At 69.6% G+C, this 26,018-nt stretch carries 25 protein-coding genes; 15 read left to right on the plus strand and 10 right to left on the minus strand.

From position 1 onward, the window contains the following. Positions 1-191: 191 nt before the first annotated feature. The gene (locus MKK65_RS20025) at positions 192-947 is read right to left on the minus strand and encodes a phosphodiester glycosidase family protein (protein ID WP_058190665.1); all 756 of its coding nucleotides are present in this window, start codon (positions 945-947) and stop codon (positions 192-194) included. A 222-nt stretch (positions 948-1,169) separates the two neighbouring features. Here MKK65_RS20025 and MKK65_RS20030 point away from each other — a divergent pair, with 222 nt between their 5' ends. The 3 genes from MKK65_RS20030 to MKK65_RS20040 all read left to right on the plus strand — a co-directional run bounded on the left by MKK65_RS20030 (position 1,170) and on the right by MKK65_RS20040 (position 4,015). After that, positions 1,170-1,694, plus strand: coding sequence for a hypothetical protein (locus MKK65_RS20030; RefSeq protein WP_243960013.1), 525 nt, complete (start codon positions 1,170-1,172; stop codon positions 1,692-1,694). Between the two features lie 144 nt (positions 1,695-1,838). Further along, entirely contained in the window at positions 1,839-3,143 is a 1,305-nt protein-coding gene (locus MKK65_RS20035) for an MFS transporter (protein WP_243959913.1), read from the plus strand. A gap of 2 nt (positions 3,144-3,145) precedes the next feature. After that, positions 3,146-4,015 (plus strand): amidohydrolase family protein, encoded by an 870-nt coding sequence (locus tag MKK65_RS20040; RefSeq protein ID WP_243959914.1) that lies wholly within the window; start codon positions 3,146-3,148, stop codon positions 4,013-4,015. Between the two features lie 6 nt (positions 4,016-4,021). On the opposite strand, the gene MKK65_RS20045 is transcribed toward MKK65_RS20040, so the two are convergent. Together MKK65_RS20045 and MKK65_RS20050 are read right to left on the minus strand one after the other, a co-directional pair. After that, positions 4,022-4,216, minus strand: coding sequence for a hypothetical protein (locus tag MKK65_RS20045; protein ID WP_058190662.1), 195 nt, complete (start codon positions 4,214-4,216; stop codon positions 4,022-4,024). A gap of 142 nt (positions 4,217-4,358) precedes the next feature. After that, on the minus strand, positions 4,359-4,919 hold the full coding sequence (locus MKK65_RS20050) for a cupin domain-containing protein (protein WP_243959915.1): 561 nt from the start codon (positions 4,917-4,919) through the stop codon (positions 4,359-4,361). A 151-nt stretch (positions 4,920-5,070) separates the two neighbouring features. Here MKK65_RS20050 and MKK65_RS20055 point away from each other — a divergent pair, with 151 nt between their 5' ends. After that, on the plus strand, positions 5,071-6,405 hold the full coding sequence (locus MKK65_RS20055; protein ID WP_243959916.1) for an aspartate aminotransferase family protein: 1,335 nt from the start codon (positions 5,071-5,073) through the stop codon (positions 6,403-6,405). Positions 6,406-6,895: 490 nt separating this feature from the next. Continuing rightward, positions 6,896-7,957, plus strand: a complete 1,062-nt coding sequence (locus MKK65_RS20060) for an SDR family oxidoreductase (protein ID WP_243959917.1) — start codon at positions 6,896-6,898, stop codon at positions 7,955-7,957. A gap of 390 nt (positions 7,958-8,347) precedes the next feature. Here the strand turns inward: MKK65_RS20060 and MKK65_RS20065 are convergent, their stop codons facing one another. Then, positions 8,348-9,637 carry an ArgE/DapE family deacylase gene (locus MKK65_RS20065; RefSeq protein WP_243959918.1) on the minus strand — a complete coding sequence of 430 codons (1,290 nt, stop codon included), beginning with the start codon at positions 9,635-9,637 and terminating at the stop codon, positions 8,348-8,350. A gap of 218 nt (positions 9,638-9,855) precedes the next feature. On the opposite strand from MKK65_RS20065, the gene MKK65_RS20070 reads away from it, so the two are divergent. The 3 genes from MKK65_RS20070 (at position 9,856) to MKK65_RS20080 (ending at position 12,140) form a co-directional block, all read left to right on the plus strand. Next, positions 9,856-10,494 (plus strand): L,D-transpeptidase, encoded by a 639-nt coding sequence (locus MKK65_RS20070; RefSeq protein WP_243959919.1) that lies wholly within the window; start codon positions 9,856-9,858, stop codon positions 10,492-10,494. 285 nt (positions 10,495-10,779) lie between these two features. After that, positions 10,780-11,265 (plus strand): SRPBCC family protein, encoded by a 486-nt coding sequence (locus tag MKK65_RS20075; protein WP_243959920.1) that lies wholly within the window; start codon positions 10,780-10,782, stop codon positions 11,263-11,265. 530 nt (positions 11,266-11,795) lie between these two features. After that, a complete protein-coding gene (locus MKK65_RS20080) occupies positions 11,796-12,140 on the plus strand; it encodes a hypothetical protein (RefSeq protein ID WP_243960014.1) in 345 nt (114 codons plus the stop codon). 126 nt (positions 12,141-12,266) lie between these two features. Here the strand turns inward: MKK65_RS20080 and fdhE are convergent, their stop codons facing one another. The 5 genes from fdhE to MKK65_RS20105 form a co-directional block, all read right to left on the minus strand. Then, positions 12,267-13,256: a formate dehydrogenase accessory protein FdhE gene (gene fdhE, locus MKK65_RS20085; protein ID WP_243959921.1), complete on the minus strand. Its 990-nt coding sequence runs from the start codon at positions 13,254-13,256 to the stop codon at positions 12,267-12,269. 3 nt (positions 13,257-13,259) lie between these two features. After that, entirely contained in the window at positions 13,260-13,982 is a 723-nt protein-coding gene (locus MKK65_RS20090; RefSeq protein ID WP_082643112.1) for a formate dehydrogenase subunit gamma, read from the minus strand. Between the two features lie 151 nt (positions 13,983-14,133). Next, the gene (fdxH, locus tag MKK65_RS20095; RefSeq protein ID WP_058190653.1) at positions 14,134-15,072 is read right to left on the minus strand and encodes a formate dehydrogenase subunit beta; all 939 of its coding nucleotides are present in this window, start codon (positions 15,070-15,072) and stop codon (positions 14,134-14,136) included. Between the two features lie 14 nt (positions 15,073-15,086). After that, positions 15,087-18,167, minus strand: coding sequence for a formate dehydrogenase-N subunit alpha (fdnG, locus tag MKK65_RS20100; RefSeq protein ID WP_243959922.1), 3,081 nt, complete (start codon positions 18,165-18,167; stop codon positions 15,087-15,089). Positions 18,168-18,343: 176 nt separating this feature from the next. Next, entirely contained in the window at positions 18,344-18,682 is a 339-nt protein-coding gene (locus MKK65_RS20105) for a hypothetical protein (protein WP_243959923.1), read from the minus strand. A 146-nt stretch (positions 18,683-18,828) separates the two neighbouring features. On the opposite strand from MKK65_RS20105, the gene MKK65_RS20110 reads away from it, so the two are divergent. The 7 genes from MKK65_RS20110 to MKK65_RS20140 all read left to right on the plus strand — a co-directional run bounded on the left by MKK65_RS20110 (position 18,829) and on the right by MKK65_RS20140 (position 24,513). Further along, the gene (locus MKK65_RS20110; protein ID WP_058190649.1) at positions 18,829-19,014 is read left to right on the plus strand and encodes a hypothetical protein; all 186 of its coding nucleotides are present in this window, start codon (positions 18,829-18,831) and stop codon (positions 19,012-19,014) included. Positions 19,015-19,335: 321 nt separating this feature from the next. Beyond that, the gene (locus tag MKK65_RS20115) at positions 19,336-20,364 is read left to right on the plus strand and encodes a sulfate ABC transporter substrate-binding protein (protein ID WP_409565469.1); all 1,029 of its coding nucleotides are present in this window, start codon (positions 19,336-19,338) and stop codon (positions 20,362-20,364) included. A 10-nt stretch (positions 20,365-20,374) separates the two neighbouring features. Continuing rightward, the gene (gene cysT, locus MKK65_RS20120) at positions 20,375-21,229 is read left to right on the plus strand and encodes a sulfate ABC transporter permease subunit CysT (RefSeq protein ID WP_058190647.1); all 855 of its coding nucleotides are present in this window, start codon (positions 20,375-20,377) and stop codon (positions 21,227-21,229) included. Beyond that, complete coding sequence (gene cysW, locus MKK65_RS20125; RefSeq protein WP_243959924.1) at positions 21,222-22,103, plus strand: sulfate ABC transporter permease subunit CysW; 882 nt, start codon at positions 21,222-21,224, stop codon at positions 22,101-22,103. The genes cysT and cysW overlap by 8 nt, the downstream gene beginning before the upstream one ends. A gap of 16 nt (positions 22,104-22,119) precedes the next feature. Continuing rightward, positions 22,120-23,145 (plus strand): sulfate ABC transporter ATP-binding protein, encoded by a 1,026-nt coding sequence (locus MKK65_RS20130; protein WP_313902055.1) that lies wholly within the window; start codon positions 22,120-22,122, stop codon positions 23,143-23,145. 39 nt (positions 23,146-23,184) lie between these two features. Next, positions 23,185-24,234 carry a cysteine synthase A gene (locus MKK65_RS20135; protein WP_243959925.1) on the plus strand — a complete coding sequence of 350 codons (1,050 nt, stop codon included), beginning with the start codon at positions 23,185-23,187 and terminating at the stop codon, positions 24,232-24,234. A gap of 123 nt (positions 24,235-24,357) precedes the next feature. Further along, positions 24,358-24,513: a hypothetical protein gene (locus MKK65_RS20140; RefSeq protein WP_007563230.1), complete on the plus strand. Its 156-nt coding sequence runs from the start codon at positions 24,358-24,360 to the stop codon at positions 24,511-24,513. An 86-nt stretch (positions 24,514-24,599) separates the two neighbouring features. On the opposite strand, the gene MKK65_RS20145 is transcribed toward MKK65_RS20140, so the two are convergent. Beyond that, positions 24,600-26,009 (minus strand): serine protease, encoded by a 1,410-nt coding sequence (locus tag MKK65_RS20145; protein WP_243959926.1) that lies wholly within the window; start codon positions 26,007-26,009, stop codon positions 24,600-24,602. Positions 26,010-26,018 lie beyond the last annotated feature (9 nt).

The following is a 26,018-nucleotide window of genomic DNA, read 5'->3' on the forward strand; positions in this document are numbered from 1 at the left end:
CTTGTTTTGTCTGAGTATATCGGGGGCGGGTTGTGCTTCCAAGCGCGAACGGTGGTTCCGGACAGCCGGGCCTTCGACCTTACGGCCTCGGATCGGACGCCGATCGGTGGCGAGCCGTTCAGGGCTGCGCGGTCGTTCCGCGTCGCGATTCAGGATCGGATACGCCGTGACGCGGGATGCCGAGCGCGCCTTCAGCGCGCCATCGCCCCGACCAGGGGCCCCAGCGGCCGGCTGATGTCCGAGCGGCTGAGATTCGGCGCGTAGAGGCTCGAGACCGTCCCGTCGAGGAACAGGGCGTTGCGGCAGCCGAGGTCGTCCCGGAACAGGCGGGCGAAGGCGCCGAAGGTCACCGGGCGCTCGGAGATGGCGAACACCGCCACCCGCCCGTCCTCCTGGACCCCGACGCCGTTGCGGATCTTCTGGCTCGGACCGTCGGCGGAAATCTTGGGGTGGATCTGCCCATCGATCACCAGCATCGGGCCCGATTGCGTGGCGAAGTCCGGCCGGATCTTCGCCCGCAGGTAATGGCCGGTGTCGAGCACCCCGGCCTTGTCGCCCTTCACCCAGAAGATCCCGTTGGGCTTCAGATGGAAATTGCCCGGGCCGTCCGCGGTGGAGACGCGCTTCATCTCGCGCCCGTCCTCGACATAGAGGCCCACCGGCGCCTGGTCCTTGTCGTACATGCCGGCATTCATCGCGAAGCCGAGGCGCCCGCCCTGCTTCTCGGCCAGGGTTCCCAGCGCGCCGTAGGGGCGACCGTCCTCCTGGAGCCAGAACAGCCGCAGCCGCTGGCGCCGCAGATCGATGGTGCAGACCGTGAAGCTCTCGCCCTGCGCCTGGACGGCGCGGCACAGATCCGGCGCGGCCGGCGCCGCCAGGGCGCCCCGGGCGAGGACGGTGAGCGCCAGCAGCGCGATCAACAGAGCGTGAACCGGGCGCGTCGTCATCGGTGGTTCCGTGATGCCCCAGGCGGAGCCGAGGGCGGGCGCAGCGCCTCTCGCCCCTGAAAGCGGCGATTTTGGTGTCCGGAACCGCACCATCGGCCCGCGAGATGGCGCCGGGCTTGTGCCCCGGGCCAGCGGCGGCGCGCCGCGGGCGGCAGCTGAACTGTTTTCCATATTCGGGCGTTTCTGGCTTACGAGGGCGGTTTTGATCGACGGAGATACATGATGAAGGGTGCAATGCTCGGCTCGGCCATGCTGGCCGCGGGTGCCCTGGTCCTGATGCCGGCCGGCGCGGATGCGCGCGGCTTCGGCGGTGGCGGATTCCATGGCGGTGGCTTCGGTGGCGGGTTCCACGGTGGCGGCTTCGGCCATGGCTTCGGCGGCGGCGGATTCCGGGGCGGTGGGTTCGGCGGCTTCCGCGGCGCCGGCTTCGGCGGGTACCGCGGCGGCTTTGGCGGGTTCCGGGGCGGCTACGGCCGGGGCTTCTACGGCCGCGGTTACGGCTATCGCGGTGGCTACGGCTACGGTCTCGGCGGTCTGGGTCTCGGCGTCGGGCTCGGCCTGGCGGCCGGCGGCCTCTATGGCGGCTACGGCGGCGGCTACGGCTATCCGGGCTACGCCCCGGTCGGCTACGGCGGCGGCTACGGCTACGCTGGCGATTACGGGTACGGCGGCGGCTGCTACACGGTCCCGCGGACCCGCTGGACGCCCTACGGCTACCGCCGGGTGCTGGTCGAGCGCTGCTACTGAGCGGCATCGACCGAACCCGGATCCTTGGGCACGATCGTTGGGAAAGGCCGCCTCCGGGCGGCCTTTTCCTTGCGTGGCACCACCCGACGGTTGCAAAGCTCGGCCATTGGCGCCGATACTGCTTTCCCGTTGTGGGAGAGTGTGATGCGTACGAAAGCCGGGGCGGGGAATACGGGCGTGGAGGCGGTGGAAATCCGCGATGCCAGCCTGATGGCCTTCTACCGCTCCATGAACGCGACGGAGCGGCACACCTTCTGGGCCTGCGCCGCCGGGTGGTGCCTCGACGGCATGGACTTCATGATCTACCCGCTGGTGATCGGGACGATCATGGCCCTGTGGCACGTCGATTCCGGCACCGCCGGCCTCGCTGCGACGGTGACCCTGCTGGCCTCGGCGCTCGGCGGCTGGCTCGCCGGCTTCGTCGCCGATCGGATCGGCCGGGTGCTCACCCTCCAGATCACCATCCTGTGGTTCTCGGTGTTCTCGCTGCTCTGCGCCTTCGTGCAGAATTTCGAGCAGCTGCTCATCGCCCGGGCGATCCTGGGGCTGGGCTTCGGCGGCGAGTGGGCGGCCGGCGCCGTGCTGATCGGGGAGACCATCCGGGCCGAGTATCGCGGCCGCGCCGTGGGCTCGGTCCAGTCCGGCTGGGCGATCGGCTGGGGCATGGCGGCGCTGGCCCAGGCGGTGACCTTCTCGCTGCTGCCGCCTGAGATCGCGTGGCGCTGGATGTTCGCGATCGGCGCCCTGCCGGCCCTGTTAATCTTCTACCTGCGCCGCTACGTGCAGGAGCCGCAGGTGGCCGCCGAGACCCGCGCCCGGGCCATCGCCACCGGCGACCGGCCGAAGATCTGGGAGATCTTTTCCGGGCCGATCCTCAAGACCACCCTGCTCGCCTCGCTGGCTGCGGCAGGCTGCCAGGGCGGCTATTACGCGATCACCACCTGGGTGCCGCGCTTCCTCACCACCGAGCGCGGCCTCTCGGTGGTGTCCTCCACGGGCTACCTGGCGGCGCTGATCATCGGCTCGTTCGCCGGCTACCTGGTCGGCGCCTGGCTCGCAGACCGGCTCGGGCGGCGGCCGCTCTTCCTGATCTTCTCGCTCGGCGCCATCGCGGTGATCGTCGCCTACACCCAGATCCCGCTGTCCAACAGCGTGCTCTGGGTGCTGGGCTTCCCGCTCGGGTTCTTCGCCTCCGGCTACTTCTCCGGGATGGGCGCCTTCCTGACCGAACTCTACCCGACCCGCCTGCGCGGCTCGGGGCAGGGATTCTGCTACAATTTCGGCCGGGGCGTCGGCGCCCTGTTCCCGGCGCTGGTCGGCTATCTCGCCGAGCGTGCCGGCCTCGCCTCGGCCATCGCGATCTTCGCGGCGATCGCCTACGGGATCTTCTTCCTGGCGGCTTTCGCGCTGCCCGAGACCCGCGGCCGGGTCCTGCACGCGGATACCTGAGCATGGCCGAGATTCGCGACTGCCCCGCCCCGGATCCGCATCCCGGCGGCCCGACCCGCTACCGGGTGCCCGCCGGCGCGGTCGACACCCATGCCCACGTGATCGGCCTGCCACCGGCCTACCCGCTGGTGGCCGATCGCAGCTATACGCCCCCGGCCGCCCCGGCGGACCGGTACCTCGCCATGCTCGACGCCACCGGCATGGCCAACGGCGTGCTGGTCCAGGTCAGCGTCCACGGCACCGACAACCGCCTGATGGTGGAGACGCTCCGGGCCAACCGGCAGCGCCTGCGCGGCATCGCGGTAATCCCGCTCGGCCTCCCCGATGCGGAGCTCGCGGCCCTCAAGGAGGCCGGGGTGGTGGGCCTGCGCCTCAACGTGCTGTTCGGCGGCGGGGTCGGGCTCGACGCGGTGGAGCGCTACGGCGCGCTCGCCCGGGAGATGGGCTGGCACCTCCAGTTCCTGCTCGACGCCCGGGACCTGCCGCCGATCGCCGGCCGCCTGTCGCGGCTGCCGGTGCCCCTGGTCTTCGACCATATGGGCCACATGCCGGCCTCGGCGGGGGTGGAGCATCCGGGTTTCCAGGCCCTGCTCGGCCTCGTGCGCGACGGCAACTGGGTCAAGCTCTCCGGCGCCTTCCGGGATTCGGTGGACGGGCCACCCTACGCCGACACGATCCCCTTCGCCCGCGCCCTCAACGACGCCGCCCCGGAGCGCTGCGTCTGGGGTTCGGACTGGCCGCACGTGGCCGCATGGGACGGGCCGCCGCGCCTTCCCGACCTCCTCGACCTGATGGCGGACTGGGTGCCGGACGAGGACCGGCGCCGCCGGCTCTTCGTAGACAACTCGCGCCGCCTCTACGGCTTCGCGTAGGGGCCTTTAGACCCGCAGGTCGACCCGCTGGCCCTGGCCGGGAGGGGCCGGGGGACCGGAGGCCCCCTTGGTCGCGCTCTCCGCCACGAGCCCGGCGACGGCCTTCTCGGAGGCGATCTGCTGGCGCGCCGCCGCGATGCCGATCGACTGGTTCTGGGACGTCGCCAGCAGATGCGTGGCGGTGGCGGCAAGAGTCGTCATGGCGTACGTTTAGCAGCCCGCGCCTGAACCCGGCGTTAGCCGGATCCGTCGCCTTTGAGCGAATGCACGCCCAGACCGGGTTCCCAAAGGGCTCAGCCCTTTGGCGGGGTTCGGGGGCAGAGCCCCTGAGAGCCCCGCTGCGTCAGAAACTCGGCGGCGTGCAGGCGCTGACCAGCTCGCACGGGTTGGGGCCGACGCAGCGGAACCGGTGGGGCCGGCGGCTGTCGAAGCTGTAGGCGTCGCCGGGGCCGAGGATGCGCCGCTCCTCGCCGACCGTGACCTCCAGGCGCCCGGACAGCACGATGCCGCCCTCCTCGCCCTCGTGGGAGAGGGGCACCCGGCCGGTATCGGCCCCGGGCTCGTAGCGCTCTTTCAGGATCTGCAGCTTGCGCCCGAACAGGCTGTCGCCGACCTGCTGGAACGAGATCGCCCCCTTGGCCGCCTTGCGACCGATCTCGGTCAGCTCGTTGGCGGCGAAGAACGCCTTGCGCTCCGGCTCCGGTTCGAGGGCGAAGAATTCGGCCATGCCGATCGGCACCCCGTCGAGGATCCGCTTCAGGGCGCCCACCGATGGGTTCACCCGGTTGGCCTCGATCAGCGAGATCGCCGAGTTCGTCACCCCGGCGCGCTTGGCCAGCGCCCGCTGCGACAGGCCGTGGCGGGCCCGCACGAAGCGCAGGCGCTCGCCGACATCGATGCTCATCCGTCCGGGCCCCGTTTCAGGTGTTGAGGATCCCGCAACAGTGGCGCCCGCGGCCCCGATTCTGCAAGGGCTTGGCGGCGATCAGAAAAGGACTTGTTGCCCGATCCGCCAGGGTGTCCCCTGTACCGATCGCCGCCCCGGAGCGCCCGCCATGACCGATCATCCCTTACGCAACACGCCGTCCCTCGACGCCTTCTGGATGCCGTTCACCGCCAACCGCCAGTTCAAGGCGGCCCCGCGGATGCTCGTGGCCGCGCAGGGCATGCACTACACGGCCGATGACGGCCGCACGGTGCTGGACGGCACGGCCGGGCTCTGGTGCGTCAATGCCGGGCACGGGCGCCGGGGGATCGCGGCGGCGGTGGAGCGCCAGCTCGCCACGCTCGATTTCGCCCCGACCTTCCAGATGGGCCACCCGATCGCCTTCGAATTCGCCGAGCGTTTGGCCGAGATCGCCCCGGGCGGTCCCGACCAGCGCCTCGACCGGGTGTTCTTCACCAATTCCGGCTCCGAATCGGTCGACACCGCCCTCAAGATCGCGCTCGCCTACCAGCGGACGATCGGGCAGGGGACCCGGACCCGGCTGATCGGCCGGGAGCGCGGCTATCACGGGGTCGGCTTCGGCGGCCTGTCGGTGGGCGGCATCGTCTCGAACCGCCGGGTCTTCCCGCAGCTCAACGGCACCGACCACCTGCGCCACACCCACGACCCCGCCCGCAACGCCTTCGTGAAGGGCCAGCCCGAGCACGGGGCGGAGCTGGCCGAGGATCTCGAGCGGCTGGTGGCGCTCCACGGGGCCGAGACCATCGCGGCCTGCATCGTCGAGCCGGTGGCGGGCTCCACCGGCGTGCTGATCCCGCCTAAGGGCTATCTCGAGCGCCTGCGCGACATCTGCACCAAGCACGGCATCCTGCTGATCTTCGACGAGGTTATTTCGGGATTTGGCCGCCTCGGCAGCCCGTTCGCGACCGATTACTTTGGCGTGGTGCCCGACCTCGTCACCAGCGCCAAGGGCCTGACCAACGGCACGGTGCCGATGGGCGCGGTGTTCGCGAGCCGCCCGGTGCACGACGCGCTGATGAACGGCCCGGACGGGATCGAGCTGTTCCACGGCTACACCTATTCCGGCCATCCGGTGGCCTGCGCGGCCGGCCTCGCCACGCTGGACATCTACCGGGAGGAGGGGCTGCTCACCCGCGCCGCCGATCTCGCCGACGACTGGGCCACGGCGATGCACGACCTGCGCGGGCGCAAGAACGTCATCGACATCCGCACCATCGGGCTGATCGCCGGCATCGAGCTGGCGCCCCGGCCCGACGCCCCCGGCAAGCGCTCCTACGAGCTGTTCGTGGATTGCTTCGCGCGCGGCCTGCTCACCCGGGTCACCGGCGACATCATCGCCCTGTCGCCGCCGCTGATCCTGGAGCGCGGCCAGATCGGCGAGATCGTCGAGGTCCTGGGCGCGGCCATCGACCGGGTGGCGTGAGGGGCGGGGGCAGTCGACAGATCGGGTTCGAGGCTTTCGGCGGGATCCCCTCGCCCCGCTTGCGGGGCTAGCGGATTCCTACATCGTTCCGGTCGCAAGTGTTTGAAGGACCGCGCTTTCCCCTCCCCCTTGCGGGGAGGGGTCAGGGGTGGGGGTGGTGCAGGATCGAACGTGACGGTGCCTTCTGCACCACCCCCACCTCCAACGCCTCCCCGCAAGGGGGAGGAGAGCGCATCGCACCTTTCATCCGCCGATGTGTGAACATCGTAGCCCCGCGCGCGGGGAGAGGGGGAACCCGCGCCACGCCCGAAGAGTCGTCAGTGCCGTCTCCCGCGGAGGGATGACATCAGCTGTGCCTGGTCGCTGACCTCTCGACACCCAGCCAATACCCGCGACGCGGGGGAGGGCGGCGCCGTGCGGCCTTGAAGGCTGTGGGCGACGGCCGCATCTGCCGCTCAACCTGGATGTGAGCCGGGCCGAGAGGATATGCATGTCGAACACCGCCCTGATCGTCGGCGCCAGCGGGATCGTCGGGAGCGCCACCGGCGCGCTGCTCGTTGAGGAGGGCTGGCGGGTCGCGGGGCTCGCCCGCAAGCCGGTGGATCTGGCCGGGATCGAGCCGGTGGTGGCCGACCTGCAGGATCCGGCCTCCCTGGAGACGGCGCTGGCCGGCCTCGCCCCGAGCCACGTCTTCCTGGCGACTTGGCAGCGGCGCCCGACCGAGGCCGAGATGATCCAGGTCAACCGGGCCATGATCGAGAACCTGCTCGACGCCCTCCGGCCGCAGAAGAGCGTCCGCCACGTCGCTCTCGTGACCGGGCTGAAGCACTATCTCGGCCCGTTCGAGGCCTACGGGAAGGGCACCCTGCCGCAGACGCCGTTCCGCGAGGACCAGGGCCGGCTCGACATCGAGAACTTCTACTACGCCCAGGAGGATGCTGTCTTCGCGGCCAGTGACCGCGACGGCTTCACCTGGAGCGTGCACCGCCCGCACACGATCATCGGCAAGGCGGTGGGCAACGCCATGAACATGGGCACGACGCTGGCCTGCTACGCCACCCTGTGCCGCGCGTTGAAGCGCCCCTTCACCTTCCCGGGCTCGGCCGCCCAGTGGAACGGCCTGACCGACATGACCGACGCCAGGCTCCTCGCCCGCCAGCTGCTCTGGGCCTCCACCGAGCCGAAGGCCGCCAACGAGGCGTTCAACGTGGTCGACGGCGACGTCTTCCGCTGGAGCTGGATGTGGGGCCGGATCGCCGAGTGGTTCGGGATCGAGGCAGTGCCGTTCGACGGGACAATCCGACCGCTGGAGGAGCGGATGGCGCAGGACGGGCCGGCCTGGGCCGAGATCGCCAAGCGCCACGGCCTGGCCGAGCCGGACCTCGCGAAGCTCGCCTCGCCGTGGCACACCGACGCCGATCTCGGCCGGCCGATCGAGGTCGTCACCGACATGAGCAAGAGCCGCCGCCTGGGCTTTACGGCCTACCAGCCCACCGATGACGCGTTCTACGATCTGTTCACCCGGCTCCGGGCGGACCGCCTGATCCCCTGATCGGGGGGCACTCATCGCCGGATGCGACGCGGATCCCTTTCACGCACGAGCTACGATGTCCTCACATCGTAGCCGGATGGGAGCAAAGACCGGACCCAGGCGCGTCTCCCTCCCCCCTCTGCGGGGGAGGGTGGGCCGGCCGTCAGGCCGGGTCGGGAGAGGGGACCCGGGTTCAGACAAGGGCGCGACTAGCATGTCGGGCGAAGCCCTATCCTGCACTGTTGCTCCCCTCTCCCGACCGCCTTCGGGGGCCACCCTCCCCCGCAAAGGGGGGAGGGAGAGCGCGTGTCTGCTGCGATGTGACTACAGTTGCACCGGGAACGAGCCGGACTGCGTTCCGTAAACCCGCAAGCGAGAGGGGACCCGCACCGCGTACGGACGCCGGAACCCTCAGCCCGGCCGCCGCTCCGTCCCGCACCATTCGGCCACGAACAACGCCATCGCGGTGGTGCAGCGCTGCATCGAGGCGAGGCTCACGCGCTCGTCGAAACCGTGGATGTTCTGGGCGCTCGGCCCGTAGCACAGGGCCGGCACCTTATCGTAGAGGGCGTGGACCCGGGTATCGAGGTAGCTCGGCGACATGAAGCTCTGCAGCTGGGTGCCCATCGCCCGCTCGTGCGCCCGGCCGAGCACGGCCTCCGCCTCGGAGCCTTCCTCCAGCACGTAGCCCTCGGCGAAGAAGCCGTTGAAGGCCACCCGCGGCGGGCTGTTGCCGAGGAACGGGTCGGTGCGGGCGAAGTTCGAGACTGCGGCCTCGATCTCGGCGGCGGCCCGGGCCGCCGGGACCCCCGGGTAGAGCGCGACGCGACAGTCGATCCGGCACCAGGCCGGCACCGAGGAGGCCCAGTCGCCACCCTCGATCCGGCCGATATTGAGGTTGATCGGGTGGTCCTCCGCCTCGAAATGGCGGTGCTCGGATTTCTCGGCGTTCCAGCGCGCCTCGAGTTCACGCAGGGCGCCGATCACCCGGTAGGTGGCGTCGATGGCGTTGGCGCCGGCCCCCATCTCGCGGACATGTACCGGTACGCCCCGCACCTCGACGGTGAACCACAGCACGCCGGTATTGGCGCGCACGAGCTTCTCGTCCTCGGGCTCCGGGATCAGCACGGCGTCGGCCCGGTAGCCGCGCAGATGGGTGGCGAGCGCGCCGTTGCCGGTGGATTCCTCCTCGACCACCGACTGGATCGTCACCGCGGCGGCGGGCTGGAGGCCGAGGCGGGTGAGCGCGTCGAGGGCGAACAGGTTGGCGGCGTGGCCGGCCTTCATGTCGCCGCCGCCGCGGCCGTAGAGCCAGTCGCCCTCGATCACCGGGTCGAAGGGCGGATGGGTCCACAGGTCGAGGGGGCCCACCGGCACCACGTCGACATGGGCCTGCAGGATCAGCGAGCGGCCGGTCTCGGTCTGCGGACGGTGGTGGCAGACGACGATCGGGGCGTCGGAGTGGCGCGCGTCGATCTTCGAGCCGCCCGGATGAGACGCGATCGCGGTCCGGTCCATGGCGAAGCGCTCGGTGGCGTAGCCCCGGGCCCGGAACGCCCCGAACACGTAATCCTGGCAGGCATGCTCGGCGCCGCGCAGGGAGGCGAACCGGACCAGGGCCTGCGTGTGCGCCACTTGGTCGGCAAACCCCTCCGCCACGGAGGCTTCGATCTCGGCGGCGAGGGCGGGGTCGAGAGCCATGGAATCTCCGGATCAGGGATGGGCAGGAGGCGCCCGGCCTGGGGCGCCTGTCAACGGGCCGCATCTTCCGTGCCGAAGCCGACCCGCGCCGCCCCTGCGAGCGCCGATCCGCCTGCGCAGTCGAACCCCAGCTCCGCGGGCCTCCGCCCAGGAACCTTGGCGTTGCCAATAGCTTAGCCTATCTGAAATCCGTCTTTGCCCATCCATCGAGGTCGTTCATGCGTATCGGTCTGGTCTCGGTCCTGTCGGGATTGCTCCTGTGGGGCGCCGCGCCGTCGGCGGCGCGGGCGGATGTGCTCATCAACGTCGACAAGTCCGCCCAGCGGATGGAGGTCTCGGTCGACGGGCAGCCCCGCTACACCTGGCCGGTCTCCACCGGGGTCGAGGCCCACGACACCCCGTCCGGCTCCTATCGGCCGTTCCGGATGGAGCGCACCCACTTCTCGAAGGAGTGGGACGACGCGCCTATGCCGTTCGCGATGTTCTTCACCAATCAGGGCCACGCGATCCACGGCACCAACCACGTCCGCAATCTTGGGCGCGCAGCCTCGCATGGCTGCGTGCGCCTGTCGGTGCGCAACGCCGCGACTCTGTTCAACCTCGTGAAGACCCAGGGCATGAACCGGACCCGCGTCCAGATCGAGGGCGCCGACGCCCTGGTGGCCGAGCGCAGCACGCGCACCCGCCGGGTCGCCCGGATCCGCGATCCCTATGCGCCGGATGACAGCTACGCCGATCTCGACCAGATGGGCCGCCGCCCGCTCCCGGCCTATACCCGCACCGCCGTCCGGCCGGCCTACGCGCCCGTGACGGGGTATGGGTATCCGGTCGAGGTGGATGTCGGGGAGGGGTGGTAGCGGCCCGCCTCGTCATCGCGAGCGTCGCGAAGCAACAGAGGGCGACGCGCGATCTCAGATCGTAGCGTCTCACGGGGACGCGTCGCGGTGCTGGCGATGAGGAGAGACGAGCGAGCCGTCGATGCGGCGCGAGGCGATACCACCCCCACCCGCCGCGTCGTCTGAGCGCGGCCACCCGCCTCGTCCGACCCGCCCATTGCCCCGGCGGGCATCCCGGCCTAGCTCAACCGCGGCCCCAGAGCCTGCGCGGCGCCCGCCGCGATCGACTTGGATGGAGACCCCCCGATGCCCTTCGCTTTCAGCCGGCCCCTGCCGCTTGCCGCCCTGGCGCTGGCCGCCTCCACCGTGGCGGGCCATGCCCTGGAGGTGACGCGCTCGGCCGACATCGCCGCCTCCCCGGCCAAGGTCTGGCAGACGATCGGCGAGTTCTGCGGCATCGGCGACTGGCACCCGGCCATCGAGAAATGCGTCCTGTCCGACAAGGACGGCATGAAGGTCCGCACGCTCAGCCTGAAAGGCGGCGGTACCCTCAAGGAGGAGCAGGTCTCCCGCGACGACAAGGTGATGAGCTACACCTACACGATCCTGGAAGGCCCGCTGCCGGTCTCCGACTACAAATCGACCCTGGCCGTGGCCCCCGAGGGCACGGGCTCCAAGGTGACCTGGAGCGGCACCTTCAACGCCAAGGGCGCCCCCGACACCGTGGCGGTCGACGCCATCCAGGGCATCTACGAATCCGGCCTGAAGGCGCTGTCCGACAAGGCCAAGTAGGGCGCGCTCAGGCGCCGGTGCAGGGCTCGACGCGCCCCCTCTCCCGCACGAGCTTGGATGTTCACATGTCGCTGCCGGATGTGGGCCAAGGCTACCTCCCAGCGCGTCTCCCTCCCCCCTCTGCGGGGGAGGGTGGGCCTCGCGTCAGCGAGGGCCGGGAGAGGGGAGCCCGGGCTTAGGACAGGGCGCGACTGCCGTGACGGGCGAAGTCCCGTTCTGCACCGTCGCTCCCCTCTCCCGACCCCCTTCGGGGGCCACCCTCCCCCGCAAAGGGGGGAGGGAGAGCCGTGGCGTCTGCCATGTCTTCTGCCGACCTCGATGTGTGGAACTGCAAGTCCGCGCCGGAGGAGAGACCCGCGCCCTTTGTGAGGGAGGTGCGTCTCTGTTCTGGATTGGGCACCTTACTGAGCCTCGGACGATCCGGAACACATGTGTGATCATCGCAGTGCGCAGGCATGCCGCCGGGGCGATTGACCCACTGCCAAGCTCGGCCCAAAACCCGGGCGGCGCAGCCCGTGCGCCGCAACAGGATGTTCGCCGTGCCCGCGTCCCGTCTTCCGATGCGCCTCACCCTCGTCGTTCTCGCCGCCGCGGCGCTGGGCGCCTGCCAGCAACGCTCCGCGCCCAAGGTCTCCGAGCCCTCGCCCATCGTTCCGGCACCTCTGGCCCTGCCCACGGGCAGCGGCTGCGGTCCGGAGATCGCCCGCACCAAGGCCATCGTCGACAGCGACGTGGCGACCGGCAACCTCAACAAGCCGGTGGGCGACCGTTTCAACGCCGACCTCAGCCAGGCCGCCGGGGAATGCGCCGCCGGCAAGTCCGGCGAGGCGCTGCACCTCCTGGCCGCCGCCAAGAGCCGGTACGGGTATCGCTAGCGCATCATCCCGAAAGGTGTTGCCGGCGTTCGGAAAACGGTGATGCCGGCCGCACTCTGAGCGCGGGGATTCGGAAGGGCTCCGCCCTGCCCGCGCACTGGGTCCCGGACCGTGTTGATCCGGGACTTAAACGATGAACAGTAAGTTCAGGCCTGCGCGGCGAAATCCGTCCTCGGCGATCTTCAGGTCGAGGCCGTAGGACGCGATGTCGTCGGCAACCGGGTCGAGTGCCGGCGCCCGGTGCTGGTGCAGGTGCTTGATGTAGCTGTGACAGGTCGTGCAGGTCTCGACCTGAACGTCCTTGGACACCTCGTCGAGCCCGTAATAGCTGATGCCCTCGCCGGAGCCGCAGGCGGTGCAGCGGATCCGGACGTGGTTCCACAGGGTGCTGCAGACCGAGCAGCTCAGGTACCGGGCCTTGTCGGCCGGGGTCCAGCTCACCACGACGCTCGCCACCGGTGCGCCGCCGCAGCACGGGCAGACGCCGTCGGCCACGGGCTTCAGGGCTGAGGCGTCGAGGCGCGCCGCATCCTGGGCGAACCGGACCTGCAGGGCGGCGGCGACGAACACGCATTCGGCGATCCGCTCCATCGGGAGCGCGCCCTCGACGACCTGCACGGCCAAGTCGAGCCGGTCGGCCGGGGATGCCGCCAGCAGGCTCGCGCGGGCTGCCTGGGACGCCTCCGGGGACACCGACAGGTCGAGCTGGTCCAGCAGGGCGATGAGGCAACCGTCGAAGCCCGCATCGACCTCAAGCCGGTGCCGCGACAGGGGCGGCATGCCGTGCTCGGCGCGCAAAGCCGTGTCGGACGCCACCGGCGCCTCGGCCGGCGGAACGCTCGCCTGGACCGATGCCTGCGCCCGGGCGACCTCGGCCACGAACCGGAGATAGGCTTCGAGGGGATGCCCGGGGGCGACAGCCGTCAGGCGCGCGGCCCTGTCGGCGAACAGCGTCTCCGGGTTCGGCAGCCGCACGAACGGGACCGAGCCTGAGATCCCGATCTTGTCGGGATCGGGCTTCAGCTCGCTGAAATCCCGCCGCCGGGCCTTCGCCTCAGCCGCGGCGGGCTTCGTCTCGGCCGGGACCGCGGGCTTCCGCCTGAAGAAATTGGCCACGCCTCAGGATCCGCGCTTGTCGACCGAGCCCCGGCGCGCCTTGGCGCCGGCGATCTGCCGGAACCACTTGCGGTGATGCCGATAGGCCCAGCCGCCCGTCACCGTGCCGCGCACCATCGCCCGGCTGGTGCCGCGCACCCAGATGCCGGCATAGATGTGGACCACGATGATCGCGATGGCGATCACGGCGGCGAGCGAGTGGGCGAGGAGCGCCCAGCGCTGGGTCTCGATGGTGGTCAGGCCGCCGAAATAGGTGTTCCAGATCACCAGGCCGGTGACGAACATCACCCCGATCAGCGCGGTCTGGCCCCAGAACACGCCCTTCTGGCCGGCATTGTACTTGCCGAGCTCCGGCAAGCGGTCCTCTCGGTTGGTGACCACGTCGCCGATCTTCATGGACCACGCGACATCGTCCTTGTTCGGGATGTTGAGCTTCCAGAAGCGCACGAACAGGAAGAAGAAGCTCACCGCCAGGGCGACGCCGAACCACGGATGGATCGCACGCGTCGCCTGTCCGCCGCCGAACAGGCCGGTCAGCGAGAACAGGTAGGGCGTGAACATCGCCAGTCCCGAGAGGGTCAGCAGGGTGAACAGGATCGCGGTGATCCAGTGGTTCACGCGCTGAACCCCGGTGTAGCGCGGGACGTACAGCACCTCCGGCGTCTCAGCCTTGGCGTGATGCAGGGGGCGGGAATCACCGTCCCGGATATCGTTCTGGCTCGTCATCGGCCTTCTCGCGCCTGACGGGGCCGGCTCCGCGACACGGATCGACCCGAAAACTTGATGTAGGGCGGCATGACCTCGACGGCCCCACCCTGTCGATTCCGGATCCGCGCGGCTCTCCCTCCCCCGCAGAGGGGGAGGGAGACCGTCGCGTCTAGTGCGGCCGTGCTTCGCCGCCGCCGGTTTCGCCGCGGCGCTTGGCTTCGTCGAACTCGACCGCCTCTTCCTCTTCCTCGGGCACGACCTCGTTCGGGCCGGCCGTCACGTAGTGGAAGAAGCCCGCGACCGCGGCAAAGCCCATCGCGGCGAGCCCGAACACCTTGGCGCCCCCCTTCCAGAAGGCCACGAGCGGCGAGATCTTCGGGTCGTTCGGCAGGCCGGCATAGAGGCTCGGCTGATCGGCATGGTGCAGGACGTACATGACGTGCGTGCCGCCGACGCCGGCCGGGTCGTAGAGGCCGGCATGCTGGAAGCCGCGCGACTTCAGATCCTCGACGCGGGTCTCGGCCTGCTCGATCATCGCCTGCTTGGTGCCGAACATGATCGAGCCGGTCGGGCACGCCTTGGCGCAGGCCGGAGCCTGACCCACCGCGACCCGGTCCGAGCACAGGGTGCACTTGTACGCCTTGTGGTCGGTCTGGCTGATGCGCGGGATGTTGAACGGGCACCCCTTCACGCAATAGCCGCAGCCGATGCAGTTCTCCTCGATGAAGTCGACGATGCCGTTGGAGTACTGCACGATCGCGCCGGGGGACGGGCACGCCTTGAGGCAGCCCGGCTCGGTGCAGTGCATGCAGCCGTCCTTGCGGATCAGCCATTCGAGGTTCTGGGTCTCCGGGTTCTCGTACTCGGTGAACCGCATGAGGGTCCACGACTTCGGGGTGAGGTCGTGGGGGTTGTCGTAGACACCGCGATTGATGCCGATGTCGTCGCGCAGGTCGTTCCACTCTTCGCAGGCCGACTGGCAGGCTTTGCAGCCGATGCACTTCGACACGTCGATGAGCTTGGCGACCTCCACCTGGCGGCGGATCTCCGGCGGCGTCTCCGTGGAGGCGGAGCGCTGGCGGATATCGAGGGAGCTGTAATCGGCCATGATCTCAGCTCTCCTCAGGCGACCGCGTCGGACGGCGGCGTGGTCGGCTCGATATTCACGAGCCAGGCCTTGAACTCCGGCGTCTCGGTGTTCGCGTCACCCACCACGGGCGTCAGCGAGTTCGGGTGCCATCCTTTCTTGGTCAGGCCCATGAAGCCCCAGTGCTGCGGGATGCCGACGACGTGGACGGGCTTGCCGTCGCAGATCAGCGGCTTGATCCGCTTCGTCACCACCGCCTTGGCCTTCAGCGAGCCGCGCTTCGACCAGACGCGGACCCAGCCGCCCTTGGTGATGCCCTTCTCCTTGGCCAACTCCTCCGAGATCTCCACGAAAGCCTCCGGCTGGAGGATCGCGTTGATCCGGGCGTGCTTGGTCCAGCCGTGGAAGTGCTCGGTCAGACGGTAGCTCGTCGCCGCGTAGGGGAACTCCGTCGCGTCGCCCAGATCGGCCAGGTCGTCCTTGAAGATGCGGGCCGCCGGGGCGCCCTTGATCTTCGGGAACGGGATGTTGGCCATCGGCGACTCGAACGGCTCGTAGTGCGTCGGGAACGGCCCGTCGCGCATGAGCCCCCGGGTCCACAGGCGGGCGACGCCCTCCTGGTTCAGGATGAACGGCCCGACGCCCTTATCGGGGGCGACGGTGACGCCGTAATCCGGCACGTCGAAGCCGATCCACTGCTTGCCGTTCCACTCGATGAGCTTCTTCTTCTCCGACCAGGGCTTGCCCTCCGGGTCGCAGGACGCCCGGTTGTAGAGCACGCGCCGGTTGGCCGGCCACGCGAAGGCCCAGTTCGGAGCGATGCCGCGGTCGCCGGGATCGTTGTTGTCCCGGCGGGCCATGGTGTTGCCCTTCTCGGTGTAGCAGCCCGAGTAGATCCAGCACGCGCACGCGGTGGTGCCGTCGTCCTTGAGCTGGGCGAAGCCGTCGACCTGCTTGCCCGCCGGGATGATCGTCCCGTTGAGGTCAGGCGTCGGCGCCACCGTGTAGCCGTTGAGCTCGCGGGCGAGCTCGGTGGGCGTCGGCGACTCGGCGATGGCGTAGTCCCATTTCAGGTTGAGGATCGCGTCCGGGAACGCGCCGCCATCCTTCTTGTAGGCCGCTTTCACGCGGAGGAAGATCTCCGACATGATCTCGATGTCCGAGCGGCACTCGCCCGGCGCTTCCTGCGCCTGCCAGTGCCACTGCAGCCAGCGGCTGGAGTTCGACAGCGAGCCTTCCTCTTCCACGAAGAGGGTGGTCGGCAGCTCGAACACCTCGGTCTGGATCTTGGTCGGATCGACGTCGTTGTACTCGCCGTGGTTCTCCCAGAACCGGGCGGTCTCCGTCTTGAGCGGATCCATCACCACGATGAACTTCATCTTGGAGAAGGCTTCCGTCATCTTGGCGCGGTTCGGGAACGACAGCAGGGGGTTGAAGCCCTGGATGATGTAGCCCGACATCTTGCCCTGCTTGGCGAGCTCGAACCCACGGAGCACGTCGTAGGTCGGCACGTCGAGCTTGGGCAGGTAATCGTAGGCCCAGTCGTTCTCCTTCGTCGCGTGATCGCCCCACATCATCTTCTGGAACGAGACGAAGAACTTGTTGTAGTTCTGCCAGTAGCTGGTCTGGCCCGGGCGCAGCGGCTTGAACTGCCGCTTGGCGATGTAGCTCGCGTAGTCCGGCTCCTTCTCCACGGGCAGGTTGAGATAGCCCGGGATGAGGTTGCTCATCAGCCCGAGATCGGTCAGCCCCTGGATGTTGGAGTGGCCACGCAGGGCCTGCATGCCGCCGCCGAGCATGCCGATGTTGCCCAGAAGCGTCTGGACGATGCACATCGAGCGGATGTTCTGCGAGCCCTTGGAGTGGTGCGTCCAGCCGAGCGCGTAGAGCGAGGCCATCGTCCGCTCCGGGGAGGACGTGGTCGCCATCAACTCGCAGACCTTCAGGAAGGTCTCCTTCGGCGAGCCGCAGATCCGCTCCACCATCTCCGGCGTGTAGATGGCGATGTGCTTCTTCAAAAGCTGCATGACGCAGCGCGGGTGCTGCATCGTCTCGTCGACCACGGCGTAGCCATCGGGACCGATCTCGTAGTCCCAGGTGGTCTTGTCGTAGTCGCGCTTCTCCGCGTCGTAGCCGGCGAACAGGCCCTCGCTGAAATCGTAGCCCTCACGGACCACGTAGCCCGCGTTGGAATAGGCCGCGACGTAGCGGTGCTGCAGCTTGTCGTTGTCGATCAGGTACTTCGCGACACCCGACAGGAACGCGATGTCGGTCCCCTGCCGGATCGGGCAGTACAGATCGGCCACCGACGCCGTGCGGGTGAAGCGCGGGTCGACGACGATGAGCTTGGCGTTGTTATGGGCCTTCGCCTCGACGACCCACTTGAATCCGCACGGATGCGCTTCGGCGGCATTGCCGCCCATCACGGTAATCACGTCCGCGTGCTTGATGTCCATCCAGAGGTTGGTCATCGCACCGCGTCCGAAGGAGGGCGCCAAACTGGCGACCGACGGACCGTGTCAAACCCTGGCCTGGTTATCGAAGACCAGGGCCCCCATGCTTCGGACTGTCTTGTAGGTCAGCCAGGCCGTCTCGTTGGTGGTGGCCGAGGCGCCGAGGAAGCCCGTCGTGGTCCAGCGATTGACCGTGAGCTCTTCGTTCTTGGCCTTGAAGTTCTTGTCCCGATCCTCCTTGAGGAGCGTCGAGATCCGGTCGAGCGCGAAGTCCCAGGAGACGCGCTTGAACTCGGAGGTGCCGGGGGCGCGGTAGAGCGGGTACTTCGTGCGGGTCTCGGAATGCACGAAGTCGAGCAGCGCCGAGCCCTTCGGGCAGAGCGTGCCGCGGTTGACCGGGTGATCGGGATCGCCCTCGATATGCATCACCGAGGAGCGCGCGTTCTTCGAACGGTCGCCCAGGCTGTACAGGATGACGCCGCACGCGACCGAACAGTACGGGCACGTGTTGCGGGTTTCGCGCATCTGCGCGAGCTTGAACGGCCGCACTGCGGCGGCCATGGCCGGCTGGAGGCCGCCGAAGCCGAGTGCGCCGAGCGAGCCGCCCGCGAGGCCGGCGCCGGCCCCTTTGAGCAGGCCACGCCTAGAGACCTGGACCGTCATCTCCGCTCCTTAAAGCGATCTGGTATAATTCCAGGGTGTCCCAAAAAAGCGTGCACGAGGCAAGTGCGATTGGGTGACACAGCGTGCAGCTCTGTCTTGCGAGAGCCGGCACGTTCAACCGTGGATTATCGTCCTGCAGAACCAGATCTTTTTACGGAGCGGACTGTCAGACGGATTTACTTGCTGGGAGCAGCCGGGTTGCTGCCGGAGGGGCCGCCGGTGCGGTGGTCCAGGGGGGCCTGCGGCTCCGTCGCGGAGGATCCACCCGTATCCGCCTTGGGGACCGGCCGATTGGCATTCTCGCCGATCGAGTGGCCCCCCGGATTCGGCGCATCCTTGGCCGCCGATTGCTCCCGGGGAACCGGCGCCTGGCTCCAGCCGTCCTGGGCACTGCGGGACTTGTCGCCCATGGCGTCGACGCCTTTGATTTCGCCGGGCTTGGTCTGCGCCAGGCAGGGGCTTGCCGCCGCCACCGCCAGGAAGGCCATCAGGGTCAGGGAAATCGAGCGGGACAAGGGGCGGATCCGATCTGCGCGAGAGGTCATGCCGAGCAACGTGCCCCCGGGGCGGCCAGTTCCGGCACCTGGATCCAGCGGCCGTGACGGCTTCTTAACCAAGCTTTGCCACCTTGAGGGCGGGGACGTGCGGGGGAGTCGGGATCATGACGAAGACGCATCCGGACCGTCCGCCCGAGGCGACACCCGCGTCGACCGCGGCCCCGCTCAGCCCGAGCGTGCGCCGCCATCTCGGCCAGAACCTGCGCGCAGCCTATGCCGACACCCTCGCGGCGCCGTTCAATCAGCGCCTCGAAGCGCTGGTCCAGCAGCTCGCCAAGCCCAAGCCGTAGACCGCGCGTCCCGCGCGGGGAGCGCTGAACGGCAGCGAACGAAATGTGTGCCAGCGCACATCAGTTCGTTCTTTCTATGAAACCCTACAGCGCGCAGACATTCTTCTCTCAGCGTTCCGCGCGGGAGAAGATCCATGCCTTCTCGCCTGACCAATCTTGAGGCGGCTTGTGTTCCCCGGGGATCCACCGATCCTGCGAGGTGCCTACGGCTGCGCAACCCTGCGCCGAAGACTTGACTTCGTTCGATAAAACGAACGATCCAGGGTCAACTGGGTGCGCCCCTCGGCGGCGCGCCCATCGGCGGCTGGGAGAGCGGGCGTGATGAAGAACGGGTCGGTCAGGAACCGGGCCTTCGGGCTGTCGATGCTGGTCGGTGCCAGCCTGTTGAGCGGCCACCTGCCGGCTGCCGCCGAGACCGCCCTGCTGAACGTCTCGTACGACCCGACCCGGGAGCTCTACCGCGACATCAACGCGGTGTTTGCCGAGGAATGGAAGGCCAAGACCGGCGAGGCGATCACGGTACGCGCCTCGCATGGCGGCTCGGGCGCCCAGGCCCGCACGGTGATCGACGGGGTCGATGCCGACGTGGTCACGCTGGGCATCCCGTCGGACATTGACGCCATCGCCAAGCTCACGCACAAGATTCCCGACGACTGGCGGACCAAGCTTCCCAACGAGGCCACCCCCTACACCTCAACGGTGGTCTTCCTGGTCCGAAAGGGCAATCCCAAGGGCGTGAAGGACTGGGCCGACCTGACCAAGCCCGACGTGAAGGTGATCACCCCGAACCCCAAGACCTCGGCTGGCGGCCGCTGGAACTTCCTGGCGGCCTGGGGCTACGCCTACGGCCAGGACAAGGACGCCGCCAAGGCCGACGCCTTCGTGGGGCAGATCTACAAGAACGTGCCGGTGCTCGACACCGGCGCCCGCGGCTCCACCGTCACCTTCGCCCAGCGCGGGCTGGGCGACGTGCTCCCAACCTGGGAGAACGAGGCCTATCTGGTGCTGCAGGAATTCGGCGCCGACAAGTTCGACATCGTGTCGCCGCCGACCTCGATCTACGCCGAGCCGCCGGTGGCCCTCGTGGCCGTCAACGCCGAGCGCAAGGGCACCACCAAGGCCGCCCAGGCTTATCTCGACTTCCTCTACAGCGACCGCGCGCAGGCGATCTTCGCCAAGCACCATTACCGCCCGATCCGCCGTGAGGCAGCGGCCCCGGCCGACCTGGCCCAGCTCCCCGAGATCAAGCTGTTCAAGATCGAGGATATGCAGGGCTCCTGGGACGAGATCCAGAAGCGGAACTTCGACGCCGGCGGCCTGTTCGACCGGTTGAGCCGGGCCGGCCGCTGAGGCGGGAATCATGGTCGAGACGCCGCGTCGCAAACGCACCTTCCGCCGTCCGAGCGTGATCCCGGGCTTCGGGCTCAGCTTCGGCTACACGCTGACCTGCCTCGGGCTCGTCGTGCTGCTGCCGCTTGCCGGGCTTGTCGCCAAGGCGTCCGGCCTCGGGATCTCGGGGATCTGGTACGTCGCCACCGATCCGCGCGTTTCCAGCGCCCTGCGGTTGAGCTTCGGCGTGTCGGCGGTCGCGGCGCTCACCGCCTCGGTCTTCGGCTTCCTGGTCGCCTGGGTTCTGACCCGCTACCGCTTCCCGGGCCGCAAGCTCGTGGATGCGGCCGTGGATCTGCCCTTCGCGCTGCCGACTGCGGTGGCCGGCATCGCGCTAGCCTCGCTCTACGCGCCGGACGGTCTGCTCGGCGCGCCGCTCGCCCGGCTCGGTATCCAGGCGGCCTACACGCCGGTGGGGATCTTCATCGCCATGGTGTTCATCGGGCTGCCCTTCGCGGTGCGGACCGTGCAGCCGCTGATTGCCGAGATCGACAAGGAGATCGAGGAGGCCTCCGCCACCCTCGGGGCCAACCGGTTCGCCACCCTGACCCGGGTGGTGCTGCCGCCGCTGATCCCGGCGGTGCTGACCGGCTTCGCCATGGCCTTCGCCCGGGGGGTCGGCGAATACGGCTCGATCATCTTCATCGCCGGCAACCTGCCCTACGTGTCGGAGATCGCGCCGCTCCTGATCGTGATCAAGCTGTCCGAGTTCGACTATGGCGGCGCGGCCGCGATTGCCACGATCATGCTGGGCATCTCGTTCCTGACCCTGCTCGCCATCAACCTGATCCAGGCCTGGAGCCGGAGGCGCTTCGGCTATGTCTGAGATCTTCTCCCCGACCCTTCCGCCCACCGCGCACGCGGAGCCGGTCGCCTCGGAGGCCGCCGGCACCCGAATCGTGCTGATCGGGATCGCGATCACGTTCCTGGCGCTGTTCCTGGTCCTGCCGCTGATCGCGGTCTTCACCCAGGCCTTCTCCAAGGGGATCGAGGCGTTCCTGGCCGCATTCCGGGAGCCGGATGCCTGGAGCGCGATCCGCCTGACGCTGACGGTGGCGGCGATCGCGGTGCCGTTCAACGTGGTGTTCGGCCTGACGGCCTCCTGGGCGATCGCCAAGTTCGAGTTCCCCGGCAAGTCGCTGCTGATCACCCTCATCGACCTGCCGTTCTCGGTCTCGCCGGTGGTTTCGGGTCTGATCTATGTGCTGCTGTTCGGCTCGCAGGGCCTGTTCGGCTCCTGGCTGCTGGACCACGGGATCCAGGTTCTGTTCGCCCTGCCGGGGATCGTACTGGCGACCGTGTTCGTGACCTTCCCGTTCGTCGCCCGCGAGCTGATCCCGCTCATGCAGGAGCAGGGCTCCGCGGAGGAGGAGGCCGCCCTGACGCTCGGCGCCTCGGGCCTGCACGCGTTCCGCACGGTAACGCTGCCGAACATCCGCTGGGGCCTGCTCTACAGCGTGCTCCTCTGCAATGCCCGGGCGATGGGCGAATTCGGCGCGGTGTCGGTGGTGTCCGGCCACATCCGCGGCCTGACCAACACCATCCCACTCCACGTGGAGATCCTCTATAATGAGTACAACTTCGTCGCCGCCTTCGCCGTCGCTACGCTCCTCGCTGTCCTTGCCCTCCTCACCCTCATCCTCAAATCCATCCTCGAATGGCGCTTCGCGGGCGAACTCGCGGCCGGCCGGGCTCACTGATCGTCCCTCGACGGCGATCCGGGTCGAGGACATCTCGAAGACCTTCGACACGGCCGCGGTGCTGCACGACCTGTCGCTCGACGTGCGGGCGGGGGAGCTGCTCGGCCTGCTCGGCCCCTCGGGCTCGGGCAAGACGACGCTGCTGCGGATCATCGCCGGGCTCGACGCGCCGGACCGGGGCCGGATCCTGTTCGGCAACGACGACGCCACGGGGCTGGCCGTGCAGGAGCGGGCGGTGGGCTTCGTGTTCCAGCACTACGCCCTGTTCAAGCACATGAGCGTGGCCGACAACATCGCCTACGGGCTGAACGCGCGGCGCCGGGCCGATCGCCCGGCCAAGGCCGAGATCAAGCGTCGGGTCGGCGACCTGCTCGACCTGATCCGCCTCTCGGGCTTCGGCGACCGCTACCCGTCGCAGCTCTCCGGCGGCCAGCGCCAGCGGGTGGCGCTGGCCCGCGCGCTCGCCGTCGAGCCCCGCGTCCTGCTCTTGGACGAGCCGTTCGGCGCCCTCGACGCCCAGGTCCGCAAGGACCTGCGCCGCTGGCTGCGCGAGATCCACGACCGCACCGGCCAGACCACGATCTTCGTCACCCACGACCAGGACGAGGCTTTGGAGCTGTCGGACCGGGTCGCGGTGCTCGACCGCGGCCGCCTGGAGCAGGTCGGCACCCCGGACGAGGTCCAGGAGCACCCGGCCTCCGCAACCGTGATGAAGTTCCTGGGCGACCACGTCGAGGTGGAAGCGCTGGCCGAGGGCGGCCGGGTGCTGGTGCGGAGCCGGGAGACGCCGGTCGCGGCGCCGGCCGGGATCATCGGCCCGGTCAAGCTCTACGTCCGCCCCTGGCAATTGCAGCTCGCCGAGCCCGAGGCGGCGCATCTCTCCGGCACCGTGCGCAGCTCCTACCGCACCCAGGGCCGCCAGCGGATCGAGGTGGTGGATACCGAGGGACGCGTGCTGGCGGTTGAGGATTTCGACGGCGTCCGCCACCCGGCCGGCCACCCGGTCGGCCTGCGGATCAACGGGGGGCATGTGTTCGGGTGAACCTCGTCAGACACTGCACACCCGCCTAGGCTCCTACGCATGACGACCCCGAATCGCACCGCCCGTCCCGACGTCCTCGCCGCGATCGGCGATACGCCGCTGATCCGGCTGCGCCGCGCCTCCGAGGCCACCGGCTGCGATATCTTCGGGAAGGCCGAGTTCCTCAATCCGGGCCTGTCGGTGAAGGACCGGGCGGCGCTCGCTATCGTGCAGGATGCCGAGGCGAGAGGCCTGATCCGGCCGGGCGGCACCATCGTGGAGGGCACCGCCGGCAATACCGGCATCGGCCTCGCCCTGGTCGCCTCCGTGCGCGGCTACCGGACGCTGATCGTCATCCCGGTCACCCAGTCCGAGGAGAAGAAGCAGACCCTGCGGCTCGCCGGCGCCCGCCTCGTCGAGGTGCCGGCGGTGCCGTTTGCCAACCCGAACAACTACGTCCACGTCGCCCGGCGGCTGGCCGAGAAGCTCGCCGCCACGGAAGCCAACGGGGCGTTCTTCGCCGACCAGTTCGACAACGTGGCCAACCGGCAGGCGCATGTGGACGGCACCGGCCCGGAGATCTGGGACCAGACCGATGGCCGGGTCGACGGCTTCGTCTGCGCCGCCGGGACCGGCGGGACGCTGGCCGGCACCGCGGCGGCGCTGCGGGCCCGCAACCCGGGCGTGCGCATCGCGCTCGCCGACCCGGAGGGCTCCGCCCTCTACGCGCATTACACGACCGGCACCCTGAAGGCGGAGGGCTCGTCGATCACCGAGGGGATCGGGCAGGGCCGCATCACCCGGAACCTCGACGGCTTCACCCCGGACCACGCCTTCCGGATCCCCGACCGGGAGGCCCTCGACATCGTCTTCGGGCTGATGCGGGAAGAAGGCCTGTCGCTCGGCGGCTCGTCCGGCATCAACGTCGCCGGGGCGATCCGGCTGGCGCGGGAACTCGGCCCCGGCCACACGGTGGTGACGATCCTGTGCGACGGGGCGGCGCGCTATGCCTCGAAGCTGTTCAACCCGGTCTTCCTGACCGAACGGAACCTGCCGGTGCCGGGCTGGCTCGAGGCGCCCCAGGATGTGTTGCCGGATTGGCACGCTTGAGAACTACAGCCTCATCCGGACAATATCCTCACAAAAGCGTGGCCCTGCGTTGAACGGAACGGATTGTCGCAGCGTTTGAACGGTCACGCTCGCAACAGCGCGACCGTCCGGAGAGCCCGTTCTATGTCCCTCGTTACCATTCTCCTCATCATCCTGATCATCCTGGCCTTCGGCGGCGGCGGCTTCCTGGGCGGCGGCGCCTATCGCGGCCCCGGCTTCGGCCTCGGCGGCATCCTGCTGATCGTGCTGATCGTCCTGCTGGTCACCGGCCGGCTCTAAGCCCCGCACACCCTCTCGGACGCAGGGCCCGCCGGACCGGATCTCGGTCCGGCGGGATCGTCCACGACCAACCGCGGCGGCCGAGCCTACCGGCAGGCGATCGCGACGAGCGCGGGGGCCAGAGCGCCGGGCCCGCCATCCGGACGCGGCTTCGCCTCGGCGATGCCCTGGCCGGCCAGGAAGGCCGCGACGGCCTTCGCCGGCACCAGGGCCAGGCGCCCGGGCGGCACGATGCCGGCGACCCGGCGCGGCGCCGCCGGATAGCGGGCGACGAGCCCGACGAGACGGCCCGACCGATCGAGCACCGGCGCCCCGGCCCCGCCCGGCTGCAGCGGTACGATCACGCCGCCCGTGACGGCCGTCGCCGGTGCCGCCTGAACCCCGTCCGCTCCAGGGGCAAGGGCGATCAAGGTCTCTTCGGCCGCGAGCGGATCCGGCCGCACCACCACCCGGGCCGGGGCCGGGGCGCCCGACGCCTCGAGCAGCGCGAGGCCGGATGGATCGGTGGCGAGCACCCGGACGGGCGTCTGCCCGATGCGCGGCGCGGCGCAGCCTTCCAGGACAGCGGATGCGATGAGCACCCGCCCCGGCGCGACCGCAAGCCCCGTTCCCGCCCCCTCGGCAAGTTCAGCGGGTCCCCTCAGGGGCAGAGGGGCAGCCGTCGCGGATGGGACGCCCGCGGCGGGCTTGGCGGGCGCCGCCGCGACCGCCGCCGGAAACGGCTCGAAGGCGTTGGCCACCGCGATCACCATTCGGCCGACCTCCGGCGCCAGGGCGCGGTCGTAGCCGATCAGGAAGCCGCGCACGCCCTGCGACCCGGCATCGTAGCGGATGTAGGACAGGCCGGGTCCGGTCTCGGCGGTGACCACCAGGGAATCCGGACGCCGCAGCCTGTAGGTCACCTTGCGGTTGGGACGCGGCGCCGTGGCCTCGTCGAACAGGTGGTCCAGGGTCTCGGTCCCGGGCGGGAAGGCCCGGGTCTCAAGGGTCACGCGCCCGTCCGCGCTCTGCCAGCGGGTGCCGGCTTGCAGGGCAGAGTGCTTCGACAGCAGCCGCTCGGGCACGCCCATCACCGCGCCGCTGGCGGGATCGGTTGCAATCCGGAAGCGCGCCGCGGCCTTGGCCGCCTCGCCCGCCGCGAGCAACGCGGCCCGTTCGCGCGGATCGAGGGGATCGGGTCCGCCGGCCCGGGTCCGGTAGGCCGTCAGCGCGTCGTAGGTCCGGCGCCCGAACGCCCCCGAAACCACGGCGTTGAAATCGCCGGTCCAGACCAGCGCGTCCTGGATCGCTTTGCGCTCCGCCTCGGGCAGCGCCTCGAAGGCGGCCCTGGCCGCCTCGAAGGCCGGGTCGGGCGCGGCGGGGCGGGCAGGGGACGCGGCTTTCAGGGCGGGCCGGCTCGGGGCCGGATGGTCCTGGGCGAGTCCCGGCGCCGTCAGGCAGCCCAGCAGGAGGGCGGCTGGCAGGAGCGGGGCCGTCCGCCGGCCCCGCGACGCCATCGACCGACC

The organism is Methylobacterium sp. J-001 (genome assembly GCF_022829565.1).
Lineage (GTDB): Bacteria > Pseudomonadota > Alphaproteobacteria > Rhizobiales > Beijerinckiaceae > Methylobacterium.

Coding starts and splice junctions, on each gene's coding strand:
- MKK65_RS20025 (WP_058190665.1), bottom strand. CDS start 947: ATGACGACGCGCCCGGTTCACGCTCTGTTGATCGCGCTGCTGGCGCTC.
- MKK65_RS20030 (WP_243960013.1), top strand. CDS start 1,170: ATGAAGGGTGCAATGCTCGGCTCGGCCATGCTGGCCGCGGGTGCCCTG.
- MKK65_RS20035 (WP_243959913.1), top strand. CDS start 1,839: ATGCGTACGAAAGCCGGGGCGGGGAATACGGGCGTGGAGGCGGTGGAA.
- MKK65_RS20040 (WP_243959914.1), top strand. CDS start 3,146: ATGGCCGAGATTCGCGACTGCCCCGCCCCGGATCCGCATCCCGGCGGC.
- MKK65_RS20045 (WP_058190662.1), bottom strand. CDS start 4,216: ATGACGACTCTTGCCGCCACCGCCACGCATCTGCTGGCGACGTCCCAG.
- MKK65_RS20050 (WP_243959915.1), bottom strand. CDS start 4,919: ATGAGCATCGATGTCGGCGAGCGCCTGCGCTTCGTGCGGGCCCGCCAC.
- MKK65_RS20055 (WP_243959916.1), top strand. CDS start 5,071: ATGACCGATCATCCCTTACGCAACACGCCGTCCCTCGACGCCTTCTGG.
- MKK65_RS20060 (WP_243959917.1), top strand. CDS start 6,896: ATGTCGAACACCGCCCTGATCGTCGGCGCCAGCGGGATCGTCGGGAGC.
- MKK65_RS20065 (WP_243959918.1), bottom strand. CDS start 9,637: ATGGCTCTCGACCCCGCCCTCGCCGCCGAGATCGAAGCCTCCGTGGCG.
- MKK65_RS20070 (WP_243959919.1), top strand. CDS start 9,856: ATGCGTATCGGTCTGGTCTCGGTCCTGTCGGGATTGCTCCTGTGGGGC.
- MKK65_RS20075 (WP_243959920.1), top strand. CDS start 10,780: ATGCCCTTCGCTTTCAGCCGGCCCCTGCCGCTTGCCGCCCTGGCGCTG.
- MKK65_RS20080 (WP_243960014.1), top strand. CDS start 11,796: ATGTTCGCCGTGCCCGCGTCCCGTCTTCCGATGCGCCTCACCCTCGTC.
- MKK65_RS20090 (WP_082643112.1), bottom strand. CDS start 13,982: ATGACGAGCCAGAACGATATCCGGGACGGTGATTCCCGCCCCCTGCAT.
- fdxH (WP_058190653.1), bottom strand. CDS start 15,072: ATGGCCGATTACAGCTCCCTCGATATCCGCCAGCGCTCCGCCTCCACG.
- MKK65_RS20110 (WP_058190649.1), top strand. CDS start 18,829: ATGACGAAGACGCATCCGGACCGTCCGCCCGAGGCGACACCCGCGTCG.
- MKK65_RS20115 (WP_409565469.1), top strand. CDS start 19,336: ATGAAGAACGGGTCGGTCAGGAACCGGGCCTTCGGGCTGTCGATGCTG.
- cysT (WP_058190647.1), top strand. CDS start 20,375: ATGGTCGAGACGCCGCGTCGCAAACGCACCTTCCGCCGTCCGAGCGTG.
- cysW (WP_243959924.1), top strand. CDS start 21,222: ATGTCTGAGATCTTCTCCCCGACCCTTCCGCCCACCGCGCACGCGGAG.
- MKK65_RS20135 (WP_243959925.1), top strand. CDS start 23,185: ATGACGACCCCGAATCGCACCGCCCGTCCCGACGTCCTCGCCGCGATC.
- MKK65_RS20140 (WP_007563230.1), top strand. CDS start 24,358: ATGTCCCTCGTTACCATTCTCCTCATCATCCTGATCATCCTGGCCTTC.
- MKK65_RS20145 (WP_243959926.1), bottom strand. CDS start 26,009: ATGGCGTCGCGGGGCCGGCGGACGGCCCCGCTCCTGCCAGCCGCCCTC.